The organism is Acinetobacter sp. ANC 5414 (genome assembly GCF_013004295.1).
GTDB lineage: Bacteria > Pseudomonadota > Gammaproteobacteria > Pseudomonadales > Moraxellaceae > Acinetobacter.
Map to the genome: position 1 here is coordinate 306,517 of NZ_JABERM010000001.1, position 24,805 is coordinate 331,321.

The following is a 24,805-nucleotide window of genomic DNA, read 5'->3' on the forward strand; positions in this document are numbered from 1 at the left end:
AACTTCCTAACAATATTCCCAATAAATTCAACTTAAAATATCGATTTTAACTGATTATTTAATGCCGACCATGCTCGACCTACTCGCTTAAAAACAGACAATTTTTCAGGATCCGTAGATTCTACAATAGTATCTTGCGTGTCACTTTGACTAAACATCAATAATCCTGCTGCTGTTGCATATTGCGAACGACGCAAAGCCGCCTGATTTTGCTCTTCAGCATATACCTGTACCGGTGGATTTCCCAAATGTGCTGAAACCCCTAACATCTGACGTGCCAGATTCACCATTCCTTCGATTTGGCTTGCATCACCTGTTAGTACCACACCATGATATAAACCATGAATTGCACCGTTGCGTTGTAACTCTTGATGAACTTGAGTCAAAATTTCTTCATAACGCGCAATAATAATTTCTGCCAATTCAATGCGACTGATGGTTTGCGGACCATCAATGCCCTGGAATTGAATCATATGATCGGGTTTCACAACTTTCAGGTCAACACAACCATACAATAACTTAATTCGTTCCGCTTCTTCCGTCGTGGTTTGCAAGACTGCTGCAATATCACGGGTAACATGCTCACCACCACGTTGCAAAGTATGCGTCAATGCCAGGCGACCATCTAGATAGACCGCGATATTGGTCGTACCCGCACCAATATCCACCAAGCATGCACCATACTCTTTTTCATCTTTGAGCAGACTTGCTTCAGCAGTTGCCAAACAAGATACCACCATTTTCTCGACACCAATATTGGCACCTTTTAGCGCACGATCCAGATTCTGCATGGTACTGATCGGTAGCATCATCAACTGATAATGCCCGATCATACTATGTGCAGACATGCGAATCGGATTTTGTACCCATTCTGCCGAATCATCCAATTCAAAGCCTAAAGGCACTGCACTCACCAAATAATGGTCAGAGGTCAAATGACTGGCTTTAGCCAACTCTAAGGCACGTACAACTTCACTTGTTGTAATTGTATGGTCGCTATTTTCAATGGGTGTGCGACCTGATGCATAAAAGCTTTTTAATTCTGCACTTGGAATGGAAATCCAAGCGGAATGCACCCGGCATTCAGCCATATCTTCTGCTTCTTGTACGGCATTTTTGATTGCAGTAATGACTTTATCGAGACTTACAATTTTCCCTTTATTCATGCCTCGGTTACGAGCTGTTGCCATCCCAATCACTTGGATATTGTCTGGCGCATGTACCTTACCAATCAAAACTGAAACTTTGTGTGTCCCAATGTCAATCGCAACAACCGAGGGAACAGCTTCATTCATTATCTACTACTACCATTACGTGTTTGGTTGATTTATGGCCATAAGCCTCTATTTTATATAAAGCCGCTCAATTATGGCTTTACCTTTCTTGCATCTGCAATGCTTGTGTCATCAATCGTTACAACAAAATGACCATTTACAATGTTAGGTGGTGCTGAATTCTTCCATTGTATCGCCAATCCATTTCGATAACGTAAGTCAATTGACGAAATTTTAGACCAAACTGGTTTTAAATCACTTTGTGCCAGACGACTCAAGCGTTGAAGTTTACTCATGGTCTGATCTTGGTCCACAATAATACGTAAACCCGAATCAAACTGCATAAACCAGGTCATACGTTCTGTTAAATATAATTCTTTTAAACGAACATTGACCGGCAGGAATAACTGATTAATTTCATTGTAGCGACGCATCATCATTTTGGACTGAGAAGCCGGACCATGCAGCAATGGTAATTTTTGATTATTTTGCGGAATCACTTCTGCAAAAATATCGCCACTATCACTCAACAGTCGTCCAGTTCCCCAACGCGCAATGGCATGACGCGGCATCACCCGTACCCGAATTAAATTGGGCCATGCACGTGAGACCACCACGCGATCGACCCAAGACAACTCTAGCGCCTGATCTCGAATTTGTTCTAAATCAGAGGTAAAATAATTCGCTGTTACCGCTGGCGTAACATGCTTCATGACCTGACTATTTTCTGCGTCTGAACGTGTACCCACAACATTGAGTTCCGCGACATGCGCATCGGTCATGACTGTATATAAACCATAGACCCCTACAGCCAATACCATGAGTGCAACCAGCAATAATAACCAGCCACCGGCATTCGCAAGCTTTTCCTTACGCGTTGGTGGCTTGTCATGTATTGATGTGATTGCTGCTCGTTTACGGCGCATTGAAGCAGGAAGTTGAGCCATAGTTTAGTGAGCCACACCGTTCAATGTTTGTTCCAGAATGGCAACGCAAAGCTCATCAAAGCTATACCCTACTGCTTTCGCAGCTTTAGGTACTAATGAATGACTGGTCATACCTGGAACAGTGTTCACTTCTAACAACCAGAAGTTGCCGTGTTCATCCTGCATCGCATCAATACGCCCCCAACCGCTTGCACCAACGGCTTGGAAAGCACGTAAAGATAAGGCTTGCAAACGTTTTTCATCATCTTCTGATAGACCGCAAGGAATGCCGTACTGCACATCGTTACGATTGTATTTGGCTTCATAATCGTAGAAAGCCACATCTTTTGGTGGCTCTAGACGAATTACAGGAAGCGCCTGACCATTCAGAATTACAATCGTGAACTCACGGCCGCTAATCCATTTTTCAGCCATCACCACTGCATCATGTTCAGTGGCTTTTTCAATCGCTAGCGCAAAGTCTTCAATACGTTCAACTTTGCTCATACCGATACTTGAGCCTTCATGTACCGGTTTGATAATGAACGGCAAGCCGATACTGTCTACAACAGCATTTAAATCAGAATCTTTGGTCACAATACGGTAAGGTGCAGTGGGCAGTTCTGAACCTTGCCAGACCTGCTTGGTTTTGACTTTATCCATACCAATGGCCGAGCCTTGTACACCGGTACCGGTATATGGAAGATTCAACCATTCCAATGCACCTTGAATTTGACCATCTTCTCCGCCACGACCGTGTAAAACAATAAATGCACGATCATAGTCTACCAGTTCAGTCACGCTACGTTCTTGCGGGTCAAAAGCTTCTGCATTTACACCCGAGCGTACCAATGCTTCAAGTACAGCTTTACCACTATCTAGAGAAACCTCGCGCTCAGCCGATTTACCACCAAGCAACACGGCAACTTTGCCGAATTCTGAAGCATTTGCCACGTTTATATCCTTAAACTTTATAACTGAACAATCAAATTCAAAATCACACAAAGTGATTATTTTAAATACAATTTATTTTGTGCAAGCTCAATCGAGATAGCCCCCACATTACCTGCGCCTTGCGTTAATAACAAGTCATTCGCTTGTAACACTTTTTGCACCGCATTTTGTAAATTGCCTTCCACAGGATCAACCAAAATTGGCTCAACATCGCCACGTAAACGAATGCTACGCGCCAAGCTGCGGCTGTCCGCGCCGACAATCGGTTTTTCACCGGCAGGATACACTTCCAGCAATAACAATTGATCGACTTGTGACAATACATCGACGAAGTCATCGAAGCAGTCACGGGTACGCGTGAAGCGGTGTGGCTGGAACATCATCACCAAGCGACGATCAGGATGGCTTTGACGCGCAGCTTTAATCGTTGCTTCCACTTCTTTAGGATGGTGACCATAGTCATCGACCAGTTTTACATTACCACCATCAAGTTCAAATTCACCTTGTACCTGGAAGCGGCGACCTACCCCACTAAAACCTTCCAATGCACGGCAAATTGCGCCATCAGAAACACCTTCATCGGTTGCAATCACAATCGCTGCCAAGGCATTGAGTACATTGTGCAGACCCGGCTGGTTTACAGTGACACGAAGTGGTTCACGATTTTTTCGCAGCACGGTAAAGTGAGTGCGCATACCGTCTTGATCAACATCGACCGCGCGGATGTCATTATCTTCATTAAAACCATAGGTTAAAAGTGGACGGCCAATACGCGGCATGATTTCACGGACATTGGCATCATCGCCACAAACTACAGCCAAACCATAGAATGGAAGTTTTTGTAAGAATTGTACGAAGGTATCTTTAAGAACATCGAAACTACCGCCATAAGTGTCCATATGATCGGCATCGATATTAGTCACAACTGCCGCCATCGGATGCAAATGCAAGAAGGTCGCATCAGATTCATCCGCTTCAGCCACGATATAACGGCTCGCACCGAGTGCAGCATTCACACCGGTACGATTCAGCAAACCACCGATCACATAGGTCGGATCCATGTTTTCTTCCGCCAACATACACGTGATCAAACTTGTGGTGGTGGTCTTGCCATGGGTTCCTGCTACTGCGATACCGTGACGGTAACGCATCAACTCACCCAACATTTCAGCACGACGAACTACCGGAATACGGGTTTCAATCGCAGCCTTGATTTCCGGGTTTTCTGGATCAATTGCTGTCGATACGACCAGTACATTGGCATCTTTAATATTTTCAGCCGTATGACCGATATAAACTTTGATACCGTTTTCTTCAAGTTGCGCAGTCGTTTTAGACGCTTTGATGTCAGAACCAGAAACTTTATAGCCTTGGTTTTTGAGCACTTCCGCGATGCCACACATACCAGCACCACCAATCCCTACAAAATGAATGTGTTTGATACGGCGCATTTCAGGCACTTTAATTAATTTTTTCGCTTGCTCAGCAGGAGTAGATGGAGACATATATAACTCTAATTTACAATTCTTGAATTAAACGAACCACATGCTGGGTTGCATCAGGTTGTGCTTTTTGACGTGCTTTGACTGCCATTTCTGACAGCAATTGGCGATTCATCAGTGGTGTTAGCAATTCTTTTAAGTTTTCTGGTGTCATGCTGGCTTGCGGACAAATTTTCGCAGCATTAATACCCGCAAGGAATTTGGCATTTGCGGTTTGATGGTCATCCACGGCACTTGGCAGTGGAACAAAAACCGCAGCTACACCCGCAGTTGCAATTTCAGTGACGGTTAATGCGCCCGCGCGGCAAATAATTAAATCAGCATCTGAATAAGCTTTCGCCATATCTTCAATAAACGGCTGAACTTCAACCTGCAAGGTTGCAGGTGCATCACTATAACGTGCTTGCGTTGCATCCTGATGGTTTTGACCACACTGATGGAATACCTGCATCGGCACATTAAGTTGTTTCAATGCTTCCGGCACACGTTCATTCAATGCTTGTGCACCTAATGAGCCACCGACAATTAAAATCTGTAAAGGCTTGGCCGCTTTTTCACGTTCCTGATAACGCCAAGACGGATTTAAAATTTCTGTAATTTCTTTGCGCACAGGATTGCCTGTGGTCACAATTTTTGCACTTTCGGCGAAAGTATCCGGAAAAGCCTGACACACCGTTTTAGCAATACGGGATAATTGGGTATTGGTAAAGCCTGCAATCGCATTTTGCTCATGGATAATGACCGGAATACCTAACGCACGTGCAGCTAAACCACCCGGACCTGCAACATAACCCCCAAAACCTGCAACAGCATCAATCTTGAGCTGCTTCATATAGCGCATAGCACTTAATGTTGCTTTTAAAATTTTTAAAGGTGCCAATAATTTACGCACAACACCGTTGCCACGTACACCTTGAATATCAATTTGATAAATTGGAATATTGTGATTTTTTAACAGACGATTTTCCATGCCTGCTGGCGTTGCAAGCCAAGACACCTGTACTCCTTGTTGCTGTAATTCTTTAGCAACAGCGAGTGCTGGAAAAACATGCCCGCCAGTACCTGCGGCCATCATCATGACATGTTTGGGCTTTGTTTGCGTTGCTTCAGTCACAGTCTAATTCTTCAATTCTAAAATATGGATAACGAAATTCGATTTTAAGTGATCAATTGTAATCACAAACGCATAACCGTGAAAGGTTATTTACTTTTTTTCAACAGGCGCTTCATTGTTTTTTTCTACGGATTTAAAAGTTTAAACTAGTTTTATTATTAATCGACGAAAAATATACAATTTTATGCATTTTTTATCCAATTTTGTGATCTTATTTTTGATTAGCTAATCAAATTTAATACGCTCCCGCCCTAGAAGCTTCGCTAAAAAAAAGAGTCCCCAATTAGACTCTTTTTTATTTCGTAATGATTCCATTAAATAAACGCAAAAGCATCTTGTAACTTTTACCGTTATTTGGTTTGTACTACCGCAGGCTCCGTCGCATATCGTTTACCCACTTTTTTCCATGGATTATTACGCTGATATTTTTCCTCTAAAAAATCCAGGCCTTTCCAATACAAGGGGACAAGCCTTTTATTCAGTAAAGGTAAAGACAAGGGATTCAAACCCACCCACGGCAAAAAAGGATTTCGGCGCGCATATGCCCACAACTCAATACGCTTCGATTCATGCACTGATTTACCACGTGCATGAAACCCATAGGTATCTGCCACAACCAAGGTGTTTGCCTTAACTGCAAATGCTTTGGGCTGAGCATATCCCATAGATAATAGTTCTTCAGCTTTCACCCGGAAAGAACCACGCCGTGTCATAGCATCGGTCTTTTCAGTGATGGACAACGCTTTTTCATGCTCCCAATTCAATCGTTGTTCTGTAATCTGATGTGAACCGGGGACATAGACAAAAGGCCCCTCATCTTCAGCAACATCCGTTAAAAACAGCCAGGCTTTTACACTGGGATGAAAAGTATCACTATGTAAATTAGTTTGTGGATCGGGACGAGCTTTACGTACATGCGATAAAATCACTTGCACGTAATACATGGGCTGAACCTTAGAACTTCCCACATAATTAATGAGACTTTTCCACTGATGACTGTGTAGCAATGTTTTTGTTGCTGGAAGTTGATTCAGCACTTGATGATCTAGAGACATTCGACGTGTCACGGTATCACCTTGCAAAGTTTCCCGTGTTTCGAATTTCGTCTCTAATAATTCCTGCTTTAACTGATTAAATTCAGCATCTGACAGAAAATTTTCTTTTAAGATAAAGCCATTCTGCTGGAATTGTTCAACATCTTCTAAAGCAATAAATTTGGCAAGATATTGCCTACGCTTTTGTGCGAATTGAGCTGCTTTTTGCACCCGAAATCGATGTAATCCCAACTGATTAAATACAGGATTTCCAATAATTGAGTGGGATTCAAAAGATTTCGCTTCCCCAAAAAGTGTAAAAGCATCCACCATCAACTTATTTGGTTTTTCTCTGACTAAGGTTTTAATTTCATTGAGCGCAACTTGCGTGCGCTCATCTTGAAAAAAACTTTTGATCTTGTTTAGAGTTATTTTCATTGATCAAACCCGACCTATTTTTGACCTGCTTCTAAAACATCAAATAAATCATCCGCAATAGATGTCCCAAATTGATCATCAATTTCACGAATACAGGTTGGGCTAGTGACGTTGATTTCTGTCACGTAATTGCCAATCACATCCAGACCGACAAAAACCAGACCTTTTTCACGTAAGAAAGGTCCAACTTTTGAAGCAATGGCTTTATCATTTTCACTTAATGGACGTGCTTGACCTAAACCACCTGCTGCCAAGTTGCCACGCACTTCGCCATTTTGAGGAATACGCGCCAAACAGTAAGGTACAGGTTCGCCATTAATCATTAAAATGCGTTTATCACCCTCAACAATTTCCGGGATATAACGCTGTGCCATAATTGGTTGGGTACCATTATGGGTCAGCATTTCAATGGTAGATCCAATATTTATGCCATCTTGATATAAACGGAAAATGCCTGTACCACCCATACCATCAAGTGGTTTTACAATCACATCCACATGTTCTTTCAGAAACTCGCGAATCAAACTTTCTTGTGAAGTGACTAAAGTCGGAACCTGAAGTTCAGGAAGCTGGGTAGCAAAGAGTTTTTCATTACAGTCACGCAGGCTTTGCGGTTTGTTGATGATCCACGCACCTTCACGCTCTGCCTGTTCCAGAATATAAGTGGTATAGACAAAGTTCATATCGAATGGCGGGTCTTTACGCATCAGCACCACATCATAATCTGCAATCGATTCTTTTTTCTTCTCACCCAATTCATAGTAATGGTTGTAATCTTCAAACACTTGCAATGGTGAAATCAAACCGAAGGCTTTACCTTGTTCGATATATAAATCTTGCTGTAATGCATAACCCAACTCATGTCCACGACGGCTGGCTGCCCAAAGCATCGCCATAGAGGAATCTTTTTTCAGATTTACATTTTCGATGGGATCCATCACAACAAGTACGCGCATATCAATCTGCTCATGTATTTTTAAATTGGGAAAAGTATAACGGAGTTTAATCTTTCTTTTTTCTCAATTTTGGTAAAGCTTTTATATGATTGTATAAAGCGGTTTCAGGAGCAGTTGATGCAACAAGCAATTATTGGTTTTCATTTGGATGAGGAAGGTCATTGGGTCGCAGACCTAGCATGTGGTCATGCGCAGCATGTCCGGCATAATCCACCTTGGCAAAACCGCCCTTGGGTGATCACGGAGCAAGGACGGAAAGAGAAGTTTGGCGTGATGTTGGAATGTAAGAAGTGTGATGAACAAATTGAGTAGGATTTGTATAAGCAATCAGGGTTCAGTGGGTTATTTATGACTCATTTGTACTGTAAGTTTATTCGGCAATGCCTGAAAATGATCGATCCAGATGAATTATTTATACAGAAGTATAGTAACCTTTTAAATAAAAAGCGTATTTTCAAATCTTATCGGCAGGATTTCTAAAGAGTTTGAAAGATAAATGCTTTGAAAACCCAAAAAATATTAAAAATTTATGATAAAATATTCTAAATTAAGCTTTTGAATAAGTTAATATTTTAGACTCTGCATTTAACACATTTCATATAAAAAATAACTACCATAGCAATGGAATTTTTTATCGATTGTTTATATAGCTTAGCTAAGCTCTAATTAGTGTTCCATAAATTTGATTAGGGCATACACATAAAGGATCAGCATTTTTATTTTTATAGGGCTGATCTTTTTATATTCTTTCCTGAGTATTTTTTAAATCTTAGTAAGAAAAAATTCTCATGCCAAATCTACCCAATAACGACCAAGATGAGTTATATCAAATATATCCTATTTTCCTGACGTCAAATTGGATTATACCTATTCCTCTAAAATAAAAATAAATCAGCAAACAATTCTAAATTTCTTTTTGATTCAATTTAGTTTAATGGGCTAGGTTTTTGAAAATATGCTTAAGATTTTCTAACATTTTTTCAATTTGTAAGGGTGTTAAACCATCAAAAGATTTTTCCAGAACGATATGACTCAGGTCATTAATCTTTTGGATCATTTGCTGTCCTTTATCGGTTAATAAAACTCGGGTAATTCGACCATCATCTTCACAAGAAAAGGTATCCACCAAGCCTTCATCTTTTAAACGGTAAACGATTTTGGTGGTCGTCGACATTTTAGAAATCACCATTTCTGATAGATCAGATACGCTCGCTTTATTTTTAGATTTTAAAGCCAGTAAAATACGACGACGAGAATTATCTAAACCATATTTTTTTAATGCATGATCAACATTTTGTATATATTGAGCATGCACTTGAGTGATCCAGTAATATGGAGAATTTTCTAAATTAAAATCTGCGGCAGCAGATAAAAATTTGTTGTACTTTTTTGTCATGACTCAGCCCCTTTAATCTATTGGTGTCATTAAAATTATTTTCAATAAATAAATTTTATTTAGTAACAGCTATATCTATTGCATAACTTATATTGCTTATTTTGAGATTAAATCTCTTTTAAAGTTAACTTCCTTTCTCTTCACTCACTTCTCCGAGTATGTTTTGCAAAAAGAATGAGAGCATCAACGTCTAGATAAAGTCCTCTTTTTTGTGTTTACCGTTGGTTTGTAAACAAATTAAATCACTTTAATGGTTAAATGATCTATCACAAAAAATACCAATTTATTAGCTAGAATAAACAAATATATGACACAATTAACATTAATTTTTTATAAAAATCATTTATCTATATCCATTTTGACTTATCCGGATAAGTTTGAATGGTTTTTTTGAGGCTTTAAATTTAAAATAAGATATTGTTTAATATAGTTTTTTTATTTATAAAAATTTCATACTCTTAATGCATAAAATTATATCCATTAAAAAATAGATGAAAAGTCACCTATTTTTATCTGGTAACAAAATGCATTTTGTATAATTAATTTTAACAGTCAGCAATTTTTAGCTGTTTTTTATTCAAAAAATCTAAAATAGAAATTAATTTATTCTGAAGAAGGTTGACCTTTTTATTGGAGTTTAAAACACTGCTTCGCATACAGGCTAGAATTAACTACATCATTCCAAGTTTTATTTCAGTTTTTTTAGTTTACTAAATTTTTATTTAAATTTTGTGAATTGTAAGGTCGCTAAAGAAACTGAATTTGGATATCCTCAAACAATAGTGCTAATAATGTCATGAATATTTCCCAATATTGAACCAAATCTAACCCACTTTTTTATTTGAGTTTTTTAATAATTGATCACTTTCTTAAAATCATAAAAAAGGAAGCATTTAGCTTCCCTTCTTAATCATCTAACCATCAGATGCCGTATTTGATACGGTAAGCTTCCATTTTCGCTAAAGCGTCTTTGTCACCTTTAGCATCCAAGAAGTCCATCAAATCTTTCATGGTAATGAGTGCATGAACTGGAATTTCAAGTTCTTTTTGCACTTCTTGAATTGCAGACAAGTTACCTTGACCTTTTTCTTGACGGTCTAAAGCAACCAACACACCTGCAATTTGCGCACCGGCATTTTTAAGAACAGTGACCACTTCACGAATCGCAGTACCCGCTGTGATTACATCATCAATGATCCAGACTTTTTTACCTTCAACAGAAGCCCCAACAAGTACGCCACCTTCACCATGGTCTTTGGCTTCTTTACGGTTAAAGCCCCAAGGTACGCTCACGCCATGATTTTGTGACAATGCCACAGCAGTCGCAGCAACAAATGGAATACCTTTATACGCAGGTCCAAAAATCACTTCAACATTATCGCAAGTTGTTAATTTATCCGCATAGCCTGAAGCCAATAACGTTAAAGCTTCACCATCATTGAGCAAACCCGCATTAAAAAAATAAGGACTCACACGACCCGATTTTAAAGTAAACTCACCAAATTTAAGCACACCACGTGATAATGCTAGTTCGATAAAAGCTTGAGGGTTAAATTGAGCTGGCGAGGTCATGAGGTGCTCCAAAATTCATAAATAGAGGTAAGACTTGCGCATGATACCAAAGAGTAGCTATCCAAGTGATCAAAAAATTCTAAGAGTCGTTTCAATTAACGTAAATGGCTTACGTTCATCAGTGACCAAGGGCTTACTTGAATGGATGGAACAGTCAGATGCCGATGTCATCTGCATGCAAGAAAGCCGGATCACGCATGTGCAGTGGACTGAAAAATTTAGACCTGAAGGTTGGTACACCCACCTGTTCCCTGCTGAACGCGCGGGTTATGCCGGTACTGCCATTTATAGCCGCTTGCCTTTTGTGTCAGTGACTGACGGTTTGGGTTTTGAATTAGCCGATTCTCAAGGGCGCTTTATTTCTGCTGAATTTGACTTGGGTTTGGAAAAACCTGTCCATATCTGTTCCCTTTATTTACCTTCAGGTTCATCCGGTGATGAAGCCCAAGCCCGTAAAGACCACTTTTTAGATCAGTATCAAGACATTTTAAAACAATGGCGTGATGAAGATAAATCGGTCATCGTCTGCGGTGATTACAACATTGTGCATAAACGCATTGATATTAAAAACTGGTCGGGAAATCAAAAATCTTCCGGCTGTTTACCGCATGAACGTGCTTGGCTCGATCATATTTATGATGATCTGGGTTATGTCGATACTTTCCGTGAAGTGCGTAAGGAAGCGGAACTTTATTCTTGGTGGTCAAACCGCGGACAAGCCCGTGCCAAAAATGTCGGTTGGCGAATTGATTACCAAGCCTGTTCTCCAGACTGGAAAGACCGTACCATCAATGCCTGGGTCTATAAAGAAACCTGGTTCAGCGACCATGCCCCAGTGGTTATTGATTATAAAATCTAATCAATAGGACTTATTTGAGTGAACGATTGTTCACTCAACACCATCCAAAAACCTACAGCACTTGACGCGTTTGTGTATTTTTATAGACGCGTTTTAAGTGCATTATAGCTTCACGGCAAAGGGATGAGTCAGGATGACACGAAAGGACAGGACGCCGTAGGATGAAACAAAATAAACGACTTCAGTCGCTTATTTTGCAAGGATGTGACAATGGACGTTGAAATGAGACCCGCATGATCAGGATGATTAAATGCGGGTTTTCTCTTTTTCTAGATCTATTCAACCCATATTTTTAATCATAAAGTTATTCTAATCTATAGCACCATATTGGCAAATCTAAATGTCAATTTCATGACATCTCATTGGTTTTTTAGTTTTAATACTTTTCATTCCCCTCTAGAGCTTCTAGATAATTTTCGCTAGGCTATCCAGCAATCAAAAATGGAATGGTCATCTTATGCTTAAAATTTATGGCATCAAAAATTGTAGTTCAATGAAGAAAGCATTCGACCTGCTCAATGAACTGGGTCTGGCGTATGAATTTCATGATTACAAGAAACAAGGCATTGATGCTGAAACAGTAAAGAAATGGCTAGATGAAGTCGGACAAGATCTCATCTTGAATAAAAAAGGCACCACTTGGCGCAAACTGAGCGCAGAAGAACAACAAACGGCGCTTGAAAATGAAACAAATTTAATCACTGCCTTAACAACGCATAGCAGCTTGATTAAACGTCCGGTACTCGCAACTGAGCAAGGTTATGTCGTGGGTTATGATGAAGCTGCTTACCGAGCTTTAAAGTAAAACTGAAACATTCAAGCACCCATATGAAAAAAGCCTAGCTGAATATCAACTAGGCTTTTTCTTAGTTTTTATTTTGGCTTGAAATTAGTTTGCACGAATCCAAGTTTGGTTACGACCTAAAACCGCTACACCAATAAAACCACGTAACTCTAATTTTTTACCACCTTCAACCACTTGACCTTTTAATCTGTAGGTTTTACCTGAAGAAGGATCTAAAATTGTTCCCTCTTCATAACTTGTACCACCCACATTTTTAAGACCATGAACAATTTTTAGACCTTTTAAAGATTTATTATTATATGGGCCTTCACATTTTGTACATGCGTTTTCTTCACCTGGCGTTAAAACCTTTTGAATACTCGCAGATAATGTGCCATTTTTTTGCTCAGTAAATTTTACGATTGCTTTCGGTTGTTTTGTTTTGTCATCAATCGTTTTCCAAACAGAACCATTTAGTGGATCAGCAGCATTAGCCAAAGCTGTTAATCCGAGCAATCCTAATGCAAGTGCAATTTTTTTCATTTTTTTTCGTTTCCCTAGTCTGGTATAGACGGCTTAGTATTAAAAAGTCACAACATTTTTGCAATTTTTCAGTGTGACCATTTAGTGTAATCTTGTAACTTGAATTGGTAAATATCCAGTCATCCCCTAAAAGATATAACAAGATGGAAAAAGCATGAAGATAAGTCCGTTATGGAAACAATTAATTACAGAAAGCATCTTAAAAACCACCATCCGTAAACCCAGCCAATTTAACTTGCCTCCCAACTCGATACGCTTTGCATTGGAGCAAATGTGTCGTGCCTTTCCAAGCAGCAAAGAAGTTCAAATCAGGCCGCTACGCTTGGCAGGTTTACGCGCTGAAGAAATCAAACCTCAAAGTGAATCATCGCAACTCATTTTGCACATTCATGGCGGTGCATTCTTTTTAGGTTCACTCAAAACCCATCGTGCCTTTTTAACCCATGTCGCTGCACGTACACAAATGCAGGTGCTTCATGTCGACTATCCCTTAGCTCCCGAATCTGTTTATCCTGAAGCCAGCGATGCAATTTTTGATATCTATACCACTCTGTTAGGTCAAGGTATTCAAGCCAAAGATATTATTTTATCGGGCGACTCTTGTGGTGCCAATTTGGCATTGGCATTGGCACTTAAAATCCGTGATGAAGGCCTTCCGCAAGTCAGTGGTCTGATACTGTTATCACCCTTTCTAGATTTGACCCTGACCAGTGAATCTCTGCGCTATAACTGTAAACACGATGCCTTACTCTCCATTGAAACTTTAGAAGCAGGCATTGACTATTACGTACCCAAATTTATGGATACCGCAGACCCTGCCATTTCACCGTTATTTGCAGACTTAAGCGGATTACCCCCAATCTTAGTTCAAGTCGGCTCTAAAGAAATTTTATTGGATGATGCGCAGCGCTTTAAAGAAAAAGCGGAACAAGCAGGTGTAGATCTGACCTATAAACTTTATACTGGTATGTGGCATAACTTTCAGATGTTTCATTCTTGGTTTGATGAAGGGAAACAGGCCTTGGCCGATCTGGCCGAATTTGCACATCAACTCGATCGGGATTAAATCTTGGTGTTAGAAAGTGATGGGCATAAAAAAGGTCAGCCGAAGCTGACCCAAAAGCAAAAGGAATGCTTTATATTTTCAAAAATTACAGCGCTTGTACCTGAGTCAAAGCGCTAGAAATTGCTTTGTCTTTCAACTCTGGTCCCATATTCACGCCTTCCGCACGAATAATTTCGACATCATTCACACCAGTGAAGTTAAATACAGTTTTCAAAAATCCTTCCTGGAAATCGACTGGGCTATTTTCACCATAAACCCCACCACGGCTACTTGCGATATAAACTTTTTTATCACCCGCCAGACCGACAGGACCGTTTTCAGTATATTTAAATGTTTTACCGGCTACGCTAATACGGTCAATCCACGCTTTCAAAGTTGAAGTCAAACCGAAGTTGTACATCGCAGCACCAACCACCACGATATCCGCATCAAGATATTGCTGAATAACTTTTTCACCTAACGCAGTTTGTTCAGCATCTTGCCCCATTAAAATGGCACCTGTTAAATGAGGAATAGGCTGTGCAGCTAAATCTAGATAATCCACGGCTAAATCTGCATGTTTAGTCTGTAATTGATCAACAATTGCTTTGCTTAATTGGCGTGAAACTGAAGCATCACCTAAAATACTTGAATCGATATGTAAAACTTTCATGCTCAAAACCTTAATGTTTATTTATTCAATGAACGCAGTTTAATCGATCAACAAAAATAGAATAATATCCTTATGCACAACACACTGTTTTATATTTAGAACAATAAACATTCGGATAAAATGCATTTTTATACCTAAAAGTACAAAATATAGGCATTACTATTCACAAAAAAACGTGCTATGTTGTGAATTATTAAAAATAAATCAGATCAACTCATCATTAATACATAATTTGAAGATCTAAAGGTCATATCTATCGAATGAAGCCAACCTTTTCACCCAATCTCACCTCCTCCTTCAAAGAAAAAATTGCGAAATATCTGATAGAAGATGAAGTCGTAATGAACTGGAGTGTCTTGAATAAATGCATCCTGATGCTTATTTTAGGAAGTTTGGTGCATGTGATCTGGATTGTCTGGAAAGTTTTTGTCCTTCTTTCACCCGAGGTATGGCCCTGGGTAAATTTACCTTTGCTCAAGCTTCAACTTGGATTCAACATCCTCTCTCTAACGGTCTTTATTGGGCTGATTTACCCGTGTTCCGTCTGGCGAAAAAAACCTGCGGTACAGCAGTGGTTGCCTTATTTATGTGTGGCCATTTTTGTTATTTCATTATGTCGGGATGGCTATATCGTCGGGGTTCTCAGTCCCGCCACCATGATCTCTTACATCAGTTTGGTGACTGTAGGCCTGGTGCTGTTTAACCGTAAAATTGTTTATTATGCGTTGATTCCGGCCACACTATATTTGATCTTATGTGGCTATTTAAGCTTGCAAGGTCACATTCCCTACGCACCGATCTTTTACTTAAACAGCCTGCCCTACCAAAATATGTTTTGGGTTCTCACGATGATATATTTCATTGCACCCATTTTGATTACCTGCCTCATTTTATTTGAAATTTTACTCAGCCAATGGCGGCATAGAGAAAAATTAATCCAACATTTAAGTCAGATTGACCCACTGACCAATGCGCTTAACCGTCGTAGTATTAGCTATTGTCTGGAAAAGTTAGAGCGTAAACCGACCACATCTTATGCATTGGTATTAATTGATTTAGATCATTTTAAACGGATTAATGACCAATATGGCCATGATAAAGGCGATGAAACCCTAATTAAAGTCAGTGAAGTGCTTTCCCAAATTATTCGTGATAGCGATGTGGTAGGTCGCTTTGGCGGAGAGGAATTTATTCTTATTCTAAATAACTCATCTTTAGAACAAGCACAAATTATTGCTGAGCGTTGTCGTCAAGCCATTCAACAGCTAAATTTAATCAGTGATTTGGGTGAGAGGATTCAGGTCACAGCCAGTTTTGGGATTGCATTATCGAATACCCAACTTAGACCGCAGCAATTGTTAAGCCAGGCAGATAAAGCACTCTATGAGGCAAAAGCCTGTGGTCGTAATCAGGTCAAATGCTATCAAGAAGAATTCTTGAGTGAAGCCAAGCTGTGTTAAAGCGGTTTCTGTTGATACGACTCTAGATAATTCACCCAGGCATCTTCTTGCAGTGCACCATCGATCCAGGCTTGCATCGCAGGATGTTGCAGCATGATTTGCATATACTGTCGTGTAGAATCACTTACAGGCAAAGCATAAGTCATTAAGCGCGTCACCACCGGTGCATAAAATGCATCGGCAATCGAAAATGTACCACATAAAAAACCGTTTCCGTTTGGACGTTCCGACCAGATCTGCTCTATACGTGCCACATCCTGACGAAGTTCTTCATTTTCCTGCCACAAACGTTTACCTACATCGGCTAAATTGGCTCGGATATTCATGCCACAGGCATTGCGTAAACTCGGAAATCCGCTGTGCATTTCTGCAGAGATACAGCGCGCACGTGCACGTTGCCTAACATCTTCCGGCCATAAAGCCTGATCTGGATGTTGTTCTGCCAAATATTCACAAATGGCCAAGGAATCCCAGAGCATAAACCCATCATCCACCAACACTGGGACTTTACCATTGGGGTTAATCGCCAGAACATCCTGTTTAAATGTGCCTGTATTTCGTTCTGAAGGAAAGGAAATGATGATTTCTTCAAATGGTAAATTAAACGCTTTCAGCAGCAACCACGGGCGCATTGACCAACTGGAATAATTTTTATTGGCAATATACAGCTGATACATAAAATTATGGTCCTATATGCTTTTGAAACAGATCGAGCTGTTTCAATAATTCGGCTTCGCTAAATGCACCGGTTAAACGTAAACCACGAATTTCTTGTTGTTTTGAATTTAAGAATAAATACGTGGGTGGACCTAAAATATCCCATTGATTCAGCAATGCCTGATGCGTTGCATCATAGTGACTCAAATCCAGTTTAATCAGAAAATACGCTGCCAAGGCTTGCTGCACTTGGGCTGATTTTAAGACACGATGTTCAATCGGCTGGCATGCGACGCACCAATCGGCATAGACATCAATAATAATGCCTTGCTCAGAGGGTGCACTGGTTAATAACTGCTGAAATTCGTCGGCTGTTTTAGCCACATGCCATGTTGCCTGAGTACTGCTTTGTTTAACAAAGAAGCGTTGACTGTGTTGATATTGCGTATAGGCCAGATACGGAACCACCACGAGCAATGCCAAAATATACAGCCACTTGAATGGGGCGGTTTGTCGCATGATTCGAGGGCTTAAATAAGCAATAAAAATGATGCCTAAGCCCAAACTTAACCATTGTAGCCAAGCTTCAGAAATTAACGGACGAATAAAATACAGTGCCAGAGCCAGCATGATAAAGGCAAAGAATACCTTAATCTGATGCATCCATAGCCCCGCTTTAGGCAGAACCTTGGAACCTAACACACTGGCCAGAAGCAAGGGAGTACCCATGCCAAAACCCAGTGTGAACAGTAATAATGCCCCTTGCCACTGACTTTGGGTCTGGGAAATAAATAACAACGCCCCTGCTAAAGGTGCAGTCATACACGGTCCAACCAACAGGGCCGAAATCATGCCCATGATGCCTGCACCAATTAAGCTGCCGCCTTTTTGTATCGATTGGGCCTGATCCAGGCGATTGACCCAGCCTTGCGGTAATTTAATTTCAAACAGGCCAAATAAATTCAGGGCGAACAAGACAAAGAGCGCGCTAAAAGCAATCAGTGTGGAAGGCTGTTGTAACCAGCGCTGGAAGTTCAGTCCTGCTGATGATGCGATTAAACCTAAAATGGCATAGACTATGGCCATGCTACAGACAAAGACCAAAGCAATCATCCAGGCTTTTAAGCCTTTGCTATCCCGTACAATTAACGAGGTCAAAATCGGTAACATCGGCAAGGAACACGGCGTGAAAGCCAGTAAAATCCCTAAGCCAAAAAATAGCAACAAGCTGTAAAATAAAGAATTTTCAGCCAGTGTTTCCGACCACATTTGGTCTTGAGCAGTATCTAATGCAACTGGAGGTTCAGCAGTTTCTGAAGTCTTTTGTTCAGCTGCAAAAGGTGTCTTACTACTTGTTATACTATTCGATGCCTGGGAAAGATCGAGCAAACGTTTGCTGGATTTGGCCTGATTTTGCAAAAGCACCAAGCCATCCACATCGGTCTGAAACTCGACTGTTTGTGGTGGATAACAAATACGATCTTGGGCACAGCCCTGCCACGTCACCCGATAGGTTTTTGATGCTTCAGTCGGAATATTGAATTGGACATTGTGAAAATAAACTTGGGTTTGCCCATAGTTTTCATCATACAAATCGGTGGCTTTAGGCAATTTTAAAGCAAGTTTCTGAGACCCTTGCTGGACTTCAAATTTGTGTTGATATAAATAATAACGATCCGGGATTTTCCAATTCAGTTGCGCTTCATGCTCACGATTAGATTCAACTGAAAAAGAAAAAGCATCTTCTGCAGAGAGCAATTGATCTTGTGCTTGTAAAGTCATTGAAAACAATAAAATGACGCTACAAATAAATCCGCTCACAGCGGAATAAAACAAGAACCCACTATTTTGAAGATGCTTTTTCATATGCATTTATTTTTTAATTAAAAGAGGAATGAAACACCCAAACCTGACTGGTAGCTTTTATCTTGACCATTCAAGTCAACACCCACACTGGCATCCATTTGCACCCGGTCATTCAGTGCATAGATAACACCTGAACCCAGTGCATATTCATGATCTTCACTTTCTGCTTTACGATAAACCAATTCAGAAAAGCCTGACCATTTATCCGCAATTTTATATTGAATGCTTGGAACGGCAGTCACTGCCCAATTACTGTTTTGGGCTTCATAACGCATGGTGATTGAAGTGGTAATGAGATCAGTCGCTGCATACGCTACGGCAGAGCTTAAGCTGTAAATATCATCTTCATTACTGAAACTGTCATTACCTGTGGCAAGAATCGCTTCTGCCAAAATGGCCATAGAAAGCTTGTCATCATCCAGATTAATGGCCTTTTTCACACCAATGCTGACATCGCCCAAACCATCTTCTTCAACCGACTGACCAGCTGTTTTCGTTTTTGACCAGGATGGACCTTGCCAACCCAATTGCAACTCCAGGTCTTTGGCCAAACCGGTACGCAACAACATGTCAGCATTTAAGGTGGTGTTTTTAACTTTTATACCGTTTTCATCTTTACTTTCCGAGTAGCTTAGACTCGGTAAACCTTGTTCCCAGGCCAATTGACCGACTGGGGTAATACCGGTACCGAAACCTGTCCCTGGACGGTCAAAAGAAAATTCAGCAGCCATCGTATTCATACTGAAACCTGCCGCAACAATCAAAGCCACTATTTTCACTGCTGACATTTTTTTCTCGCTAATTATGTTAATTCTTTGCTCATTTTAGCGCCGTGACTACGGAGCAATTCCAAGGTTTGTTTTTCTTCCGCCAAAGCTTCTGACCAGTTAATTTCATCAAAATCACAATCAAAGAATAAATCGCTAATTGAAGATAAAATGGTGAGTCCTTCTTCATCTCTGCTATTCGGATCTACTTTTTCATCGAGTAAGCGTTTCACTGCAGGCGCACAGGCAGCGCTGGCAGCATCCCATAATGGACCATACAGTTCTTCAGCATCCCATAAATGTACATTGGCTTTAGCTTGAATCAGCGCTTCTAAAATTTCAATATGTAGTGCCAAATTCTGTTGTTTTTCTTGTTCAGATAAGGGTGAACCTGCTTCATAAGCTTCACAAATCTGTTCCCACCATTTAAACAAACCGTCTGACCAGACAGAAATGACAGGACCTTTTTCCGGATCAATAAAATTAGGGTCGAGACCTTCTGCCAAAAGGCGTTGCACTTGAGCAAGATCGAGTTCTTCTATTGCCTGTACAAAGACTTGTTGTTGCGCTGTTAACATGGAGAAAGCTCTCTTCAATCAGTTTTAAACTATTATGCCCAATAAAAGCTGATTTGTTTTGGCTAAATGTATAACGAGCATATTTATTATTGATTTTTCTTTTATAACATCTGCACATAAAAAAAGCTCCGAAGAGCTTTTTTTCCTATCTAATCAAGCACATTTCCGCCTAATCTTCTAAATCCTGTGCACCCTCGGTATCTCTGGCTTCAGCAAATGCCGGCACTGCAGCACGAGGGTCATCTAGTTTCTCAAATAAATGTTCCAGACTACGTTTTAAGCGGTCGATGGCTCCATGTATGGCAGTATCGATATTATGACCATGATGATTCACCACCACAGGCTTTAATCCTGCTGGACGCGCTTCAATCATGCAATGAATATCATCTGCACCACCTTTGGCTGCATTTTCGTCGCTAAAATGAACTGAAAAGTGAGTAATACGTTCGCTATAACGTTGGAATTCTGCATTCAGTTCTGCACGAACATAAGTAATTAAACGTTCACTATTTTGAATGTTTTTATCTGTACGGATTTCAATGTTCATATAATTTCATCCTCTTTTATTCACATCTTTTGTGCAAAACTTCTTATCTTGGCACGCTTAAACTTGCTGTAAAAACAGCTCGAAACATCTTCAAATTAGTTTGGAACGAATTCCTCCACATTGAACGATGAACACTTGTGAGTCTGCAGAATCGTGTCCTTATGCTTCGAATATAAGGGTCTAAGCGAAGCATATGCAAGTAGTATTTTGATATTTTTTTAATATACATATAGCAGTTATGTGATTCGACTTTATTTGCCAAGTTATTTGATAAATCTAATATTATTTTTTGTTGATCAAAAGTAACGGCTAAAAATCATTTTAGCTTTTTTTATCAGCCTGTATTTTTTAAGCATCAAAAAGCTGTAGTGTAATTTTAACCTCAAAAATATCTGGGCGAGTTACATTATTTTTGAACCATTGATCAATTTTGGCTTTATTTTTACTTAAGAATCTGTATGCTTTGCTTGCTTCTCGGGGGAGATCTTTTTTAATGAAACTTACACAAATTTTTGCAACATGCACATTGGCTTCAACTGCTGCACTCACTCAAGCTGCGCCAATCTGGCAAGACTTCAGCGTGACTGGTCTTTATGGTGAAAACTATGAAGTTGTAGATGATCAGCAAACCACTATGACTGTTGAATATGCAGCCAAAGTTAAATATGCAGATGTATTCTTCTTTGCTGACCGTATGCGCGGTGGTGATGACCATAAATCAACTTATTTTGAATTATCACCTCGTTTAAGCCTGGGTGAAGTCACTGGTCAAAAACTCGCGTTTGGTCCAGTAAAAGACGTGTTGGTTTCTACGACTTGGGAAGCAAACAACGATGATTTCAGTAACTTTGATAACTTCTTATACGGCGTAGGCTTCGATCTAGATATTCCATATTTCCAATATGCGAGTGTAAACTTCTATCGTGCCAATAATGAACTTCAAAAAGATGACTATCAAATGACACTCACTTATGGCGTGCCATTTAAATTAGGCTCTGAAGACTTCCTTGTTGATGGTTTCCTCGACTGGTCTACTGCTGAAAAAGAACCAAATCATGCAAGCGAATTGAACTGGACCACTCAGTGGAAATGGAATGCGGGTAAACACATTTCTCCAGACACACGTTTATACCTCGGTATTGAACATTCAGTTTGGAATAACAAATTCGGTAATCCAGATACAAATGAAAACAACGTAAGCGCATTGGTTAAATACCACTTCTAATACGTTTGGTTCACCTCAAAAAAGCAAGGCTTCGGTCTTGCTTTTTTATTGCCCAATGATGGAATTATTTCTAAAATAAAACCTCTATTTATTCATTCGGCATATGCAATGGACTTTCAAATACGTCCCGCTCAAACACACGATCTAGAACAAATACTAGATATTTATAATGCTGAAGTTCTAAATGGAACTGCGACCTGGAATGACAGAGAAAAGTCTTTAGATGATTTTCATCATTGGTTTAACAATCTCATCGCTCAACAGTTTCCTTTATTCGTCGCTGAAGATGTGGAATCTAAAAAAATTGCAGGCTACGCTGATTACTCTTCATTTCGCCAAATTCATGGCTTTAAACATACCGTTGAACATTCTGTGTTTATCCATCCTGACTTTGCACGACGAGGCTTAGGCAAAACTTTAATGCTGAAATTGATTGAGCATGCAAAACAGAAGCATATTCACGTTATGGTCGCTGCAATTGATCATGAAAATAAAGCATCCATTGTATTGCATGAAAAATTAGGCTTTAAGCAAACCGGTTATATGCCAGAAGTAGGACAAAAATTTGGACAATGGCGTGATTTGGTGCTGATGCAGCTGATATTGGATTAAGGGTTAAGATAAATTTTTAGAAATTTAAGGATTTAGAAAGTTTTAATATCTAAAGTTCATTTAACTCATATTTAATTGAATAACTTAAATAAGAAAGCCCGCAATTTGCGGGCTTTTAAGTAGAAACGTAATCAGGTTTAAACTACTAGATCGGCCAGATTACCTTTTTGTTCGAGCCACTCTTTACGATCACCGGCACGTTTCTTCGCAAGCAGCTTATCCAGTAAACCTGCAGTAAAGTGTGTGTCATCTAAATCGAGCTGCACTAGACGGCGCGTATCAGGATCTAAAGTCGTTTCACGAAGTTGACTGGCATTCATTTCACCCAAGCCTTTGAACCGGGTAATTTGCGGAGACTTGGTTTTGGCTTTCTTTAAAGTCGCCTCTAATTCAGCTTCATCCAGTGCATAATGGACGTCTTTGCCATCATCAATTCGGAATAATGGCGGCATCGCCACATACAAATGCCCTTCTTCCACCAAGGTTGGAAAATGTTTTACAAACAATGCGCACAATAAGGTCGCAATATGTAAACCATCTGAATCGGCATCGGCCAGAATACAGATTTTGCCATAACGTAATTCTGAAAGGTCATCACTACCTGGATCTACACCGATGGCAATCGCAATATTATGTACTTCCTGAGAAGCCAAAACCTCATCCGAAGCCACTTCCCAGGTATTTAAAATTTTCCCGCGAATCGGCATGATTGCCTGAAAATTTTTATCACGCGCCTGTTTAGCAGAACCACCCGCAGAATCCCCTTCCACAATAAATAGTTCAGATTCATCCAGCGTATGACCGACACAATCCGATAATTTACCCGGCAAGGTTGGTCCGGCAACAATCTTTTTACGTTCAACTTTTTTGGCTGCTTTTAAACGACGCCCCGCCTTCGAGATCGCCATTTCCGCCAATTGCATGCCGATATCAGAGTTCTGATTCAGCCACAATGCAAAGGCATCTTTGGCAATATTCAGCACAATGGCAGAGGCTTCACGACTTGAAAGCCGTTCCTTGGTTTGTCCTGAAAATTGCGGTTCCTGAAATTTTAAAGACAGAATGTAGTTCACTCCATCCCAGACATCTTCCGCAGAAAGCTTTAAATTACGCGGCAATAAATTACGCAGTTCACAAAACTCGCGCATCGCATCCGTGACCCCTGAACGAAGACCGTTCACATGCGTACCGCCTTGCGCAGTGGGAATCAGGTTGACGTAGCTTTCCTGAACCTGTTCACCGCCTTCCGCATTCCAGCAAATTGCAAATTCAGCACTGGCGCGTTCTGCTTCTCCAGTCGCCACAAAAGCAGGACATGGAATAATGTCACGGTCTTGCAATTCATCCATCAAATAGTCAACCAGACCATTTTCAAATTGCCATTCAATTTTTTCGTTATTAATTTGGTCAACATACACAATTTGTAAGCCTGCCGCTAAAACGGCTTTGGCTTTTAAATTATGCTTTAACGCTTTTAAGGCAAATTTGGGTGAATCGAAATATTTTACATCGGGCCAGAAATGAACCGTGGTGCCTGAGGCACGCTTGGGTGCTTTACCTTCCAATACTTCAAGTTGTGAAACCGGTTCACCATGCTCAAATGCCATTTTGTAGACATTGCCTTGGCGCTGAACTTCAACTTCAACCCGGTTAGAGAGTGCATTCACTACAGAAATACCCACCCCATGCAAACCACCTGAAAACTGGTAGTTATCGGTACTGAATTTACCACCGGCATGCAATTTGGTCAGAATGATTTCAATCCCGCTTTGACCATATTCAGGGTGAATATCCACTGGCATGCCGCGGCCGTTGTCTTCTACCGACAAAGACCCATCTTTATAGACCGTCACGGTGATTTTATTGGCATGTCCTGCAAGTGCCTCATCCACTGCATTATCAATTACTTCTTGTGCCAAATGGTTTGGACGAGTGGTATCGGTATACATCCCCGGACGACGACGAACCGGATCTAAACCAGATAAAACTTCAAGTGATTGAGCCGTATATTGAGACACGTTGT

At 40.3% G+C, this 24,805-nt stretch carries 24 protein-coding genes; 7 read left to right on the plus strand and 17 right to left on the minus strand.

The genetic code is table 11. The annotated features are described in order from the left end of the window. Positions 1-32 precede the first annotated feature (32 nt). The 7 genes from ftsA to gshB form a co-directional block, all read right to left on the minus strand. A complete protein-coding gene (gene ftsA / locus HLH18_RS01500) occupies positions 33-1,295 on the minus strand; it encodes a cell division protein FtsA (protein WP_131288333.1) in 1,263 nt (420 codons plus the stop codon). A gap of 71 nt (positions 1,296-1,366) precedes the next feature. Next, positions 1,367-2,221 (minus strand): cell division protein FtsQ/DivIB, encoded by an 855-nt coding sequence (locus HLH18_RS01505; protein ID WP_171545530.1) that lies wholly within the window; start codon positions 2,219-2,221, stop codon positions 1,367-1,369. A 3-nt stretch (positions 2,222-2,224) separates the two neighbouring features. Then, the gene (locus HLH18_RS01510) at positions 2,225-3,154 is read right to left on the minus strand and encodes a D-alanine--D-alanine ligase (RefSeq protein ID WP_171545531.1); all 930 of its coding nucleotides are present in this window, start codon (positions 3,152-3,154) and stop codon (positions 2,225-2,227) included. 56 nt (positions 3,155-3,210) lie between these two features. Continuing rightward, positions 3,211-4,659, minus strand: a complete 1,449-nt coding sequence (gene murC, locus HLH18_RS01515) for a UDP-N-acetylmuramate--L-alanine ligase (RefSeq protein WP_171545532.1) — start codon at positions 4,657-4,659, stop codon at positions 3,211-3,213. A 13-nt stretch (positions 4,660-4,672) separates the two neighbouring features. Next, complete coding sequence (gene murG, locus HLH18_RS01520) at positions 4,673-5,770, minus strand: undecaprenyldiphospho-muramoylpentapeptide beta-N-acetylglucosaminyltransferase (RefSeq protein ID WP_171545533.1); 1,098 nt, start codon at positions 5,768-5,770, stop codon at positions 4,673-4,675. 350 nt (positions 5,771-6,120) lie between these two features. Next, a complete protein-coding gene (locus HLH18_RS01525; RefSeq protein WP_171545534.1) occupies positions 6,121-7,242 on the minus strand; it encodes a phytanoyl-CoA dioxygenase family protein in 1,122 nt (373 codons plus the stop codon). A 14-nt stretch (positions 7,243-7,256) separates the two neighbouring features. Then, positions 7,257-8,198 carry a glutathione synthase gene (gene gshB / locus HLH18_RS01530; protein WP_171545535.1) on the minus strand — a complete coding sequence of 314 codons (942 nt, stop codon included), beginning with the start codon at positions 8,196-8,198 and terminating at the stop codon, positions 7,257-7,259. 117 nt (positions 8,199-8,315) lie between these two features. On the opposite strand from gshB, the gene HLH18_RS01535 reads away from it, so the two are divergent. After that, a complete protein-coding gene (locus HLH18_RS01535; RefSeq protein ID WP_131288351.1) occupies positions 8,316-8,510 on the plus strand; it encodes a DUF3565 domain-containing protein in 195 nt (64 codons plus the stop codon). Between the two features lie 619 nt (positions 8,511-9,129). Here HLH18_RS01535 and HLH18_RS01540 read toward each other — a convergent pair. After that, the gene (locus HLH18_RS01540) at positions 9,130-9,594 is read right to left on the minus strand and encodes a MarR family winged helix-turn-helix transcriptional regulator (protein WP_171545536.1); all 465 of its coding nucleotides are present in this window, start codon (positions 9,592-9,594) and stop codon (positions 9,130-9,132) included. 921 nt (positions 9,595-10,515) lie between these two features. Next, entirely contained in the window at positions 10,516-11,166 is a 651-nt protein-coding gene (gene pyrE / locus HLH18_RS01545) for an orotate phosphoribosyltransferase (protein WP_171545537.1), read from the minus strand. Positions 11,167-11,206: 40 nt separating this feature from the next. Between pyrE and HLH18_RS01550 the strand changes: the two genes are divergently transcribed. Beyond that, positions 11,207-12,025 carry an exodeoxyribonuclease III gene (locus HLH18_RS01550; protein ID WP_171545538.1) on the plus strand — a complete coding sequence of 273 codons (819 nt, stop codon included), beginning with the start codon at positions 11,207-11,209 and terminating at the stop codon, positions 12,023-12,025. Between the two features lie 457 nt (positions 12,026-12,482). Next, complete coding sequence (locus HLH18_RS01555) at positions 12,483-12,830, plus strand: Spx/MgsR family RNA polymerase-binding regulatory protein (protein ID WP_131288361.1); 348 nt, start codon at positions 12,483-12,485, stop codon at positions 12,828-12,830. 84 nt (positions 12,831-12,914) lie between these two features. On the opposite strand, the gene HLH18_RS01560 is transcribed toward HLH18_RS01555, so the two are convergent. Then, positions 12,915-13,352: a DUF2147 domain-containing protein gene (locus HLH18_RS01560; protein WP_131288364.1), complete on the minus strand. Its 438-nt coding sequence runs from the start codon at positions 13,350-13,352 to the stop codon at positions 12,915-12,917. Positions 13,353-13,506: 154 nt separating this feature from the next. Here HLH18_RS01560 and HLH18_RS01565 point away from each other — a divergent pair, with 154 nt between their 5' ends. After that, positions 13,507-14,418 (plus strand): alpha/beta hydrolase, encoded by a 912-nt coding sequence (locus tag HLH18_RS01565; RefSeq protein WP_171545539.1) that lies wholly within the window; start codon positions 13,507-13,509, stop codon positions 14,416-14,418. 85 nt (positions 14,419-14,503) lie between these two features. Here HLH18_RS01565 and HLH18_RS01570 read toward each other — a convergent pair whose 3' ends face one another. Further along, positions 14,504-15,070: an FMN-dependent NADH-azoreductase gene (locus HLH18_RS01570; RefSeq protein ID WP_171545540.1), complete on the minus strand. Its 567-nt coding sequence runs from the start codon at positions 15,068-15,070 to the stop codon at positions 14,504-14,506. A gap of 260 nt (positions 15,071-15,330) precedes the next feature. On the opposite strand from HLH18_RS01570, the gene HLH18_RS01575 reads away from it, so the two are divergent. Continuing rightward, on the plus strand, positions 15,331-16,530 hold the full coding sequence (locus HLH18_RS01575) for a GGDEF domain-containing protein (RefSeq protein ID WP_171545541.1): 1,200 nt from the start codon (positions 15,331-15,333) through the stop codon (positions 16,528-16,530). Here the strand turns inward: HLH18_RS01575 and HLH18_RS01580 are convergent. The 5 genes from HLH18_RS01580 to HLH18_RS01600 form a co-directional block, all read right to left on the minus strand. Continuing rightward, entirely contained in the window at positions 16,527-17,207 is a 681-nt protein-coding gene (locus tag HLH18_RS01580) for a glutathione S-transferase family protein (RefSeq protein ID WP_171545542.1), read from the minus strand. The two genes, HLH18_RS01575 and HLH18_RS01580, sit on opposite strands and share 4 nt — an antisense overlap. A gap of 4 nt (positions 17,208-17,211) precedes the next feature. After that, positions 17,212-19,053, minus strand: a complete 1,842-nt coding sequence (gene dsbD / locus HLH18_RS01585) for a protein-disulfide reductase DsbD (RefSeq protein WP_171545543.1) — start codon at positions 19,051-19,053, stop codon at positions 17,212-17,214. 17 nt (positions 19,054-19,070) lie between these two features. Continuing rightward, a complete protein-coding gene (locus HLH18_RS01590; RefSeq protein WP_171545544.1) occupies positions 19,071-19,841 on the minus strand; it encodes a transporter in 771 nt (256 codons plus the stop codon). 14 nt (positions 19,842-19,855) lie between these two features. Then, positions 19,856-20,398, minus strand: coding sequence for an ankyrin repeat domain-containing protein (locus HLH18_RS01595; RefSeq protein WP_171545545.1), 543 nt, complete (start codon positions 20,396-20,398; stop codon positions 19,856-19,858). 169 nt (positions 20,399-20,567) lie between these two features. Next, positions 20,568-20,945 (minus strand): HPF/RaiA family ribosome-associated protein, encoded by a 378-nt coding sequence (locus tag HLH18_RS01600; RefSeq protein ID WP_131288389.1) that lies wholly within the window; start codon positions 20,943-20,945, stop codon positions 20,568-20,570. 493 nt (positions 20,946-21,438) lie between these two features. Here HLH18_RS01600 and HLH18_RS01605 point away from each other — a divergent pair, with 493 nt between their 5' ends. Continuing rightward, the gene (locus HLH18_RS01605) at positions 21,439-22,170 is read left to right on the plus strand and encodes an outer membrane protein OmpK (RefSeq protein WP_171545546.1); all 732 of its coding nucleotides are present in this window, start codon (positions 21,439-21,441) and stop codon (positions 22,168-22,170) included. Between the two features lie 108 nt (positions 22,171-22,278). Next, a complete protein-coding gene (locus HLH18_RS01610; protein ID WP_171545547.1) occupies positions 22,279-22,782 on the plus strand; it encodes a GNAT family N-acetyltransferase in 504 nt (167 codons plus the stop codon). Positions 22,783-22,919: 137 nt separating this feature from the next. Here HLH18_RS01610 and parE read toward each other — a convergent pair whose 3' ends face one another. Continuing rightward, on the minus strand, positions 22,920-24,800 hold the full coding sequence (gene parE / locus HLH18_RS01615) for a DNA topoisomerase IV subunit B (RefSeq protein ID WP_171545548.1): 1,881 nt from the start codon (positions 24,798-24,800) through the stop codon (positions 22,920-22,922). Positions 24,801-24,805 lie beyond the last annotated feature (5 nt).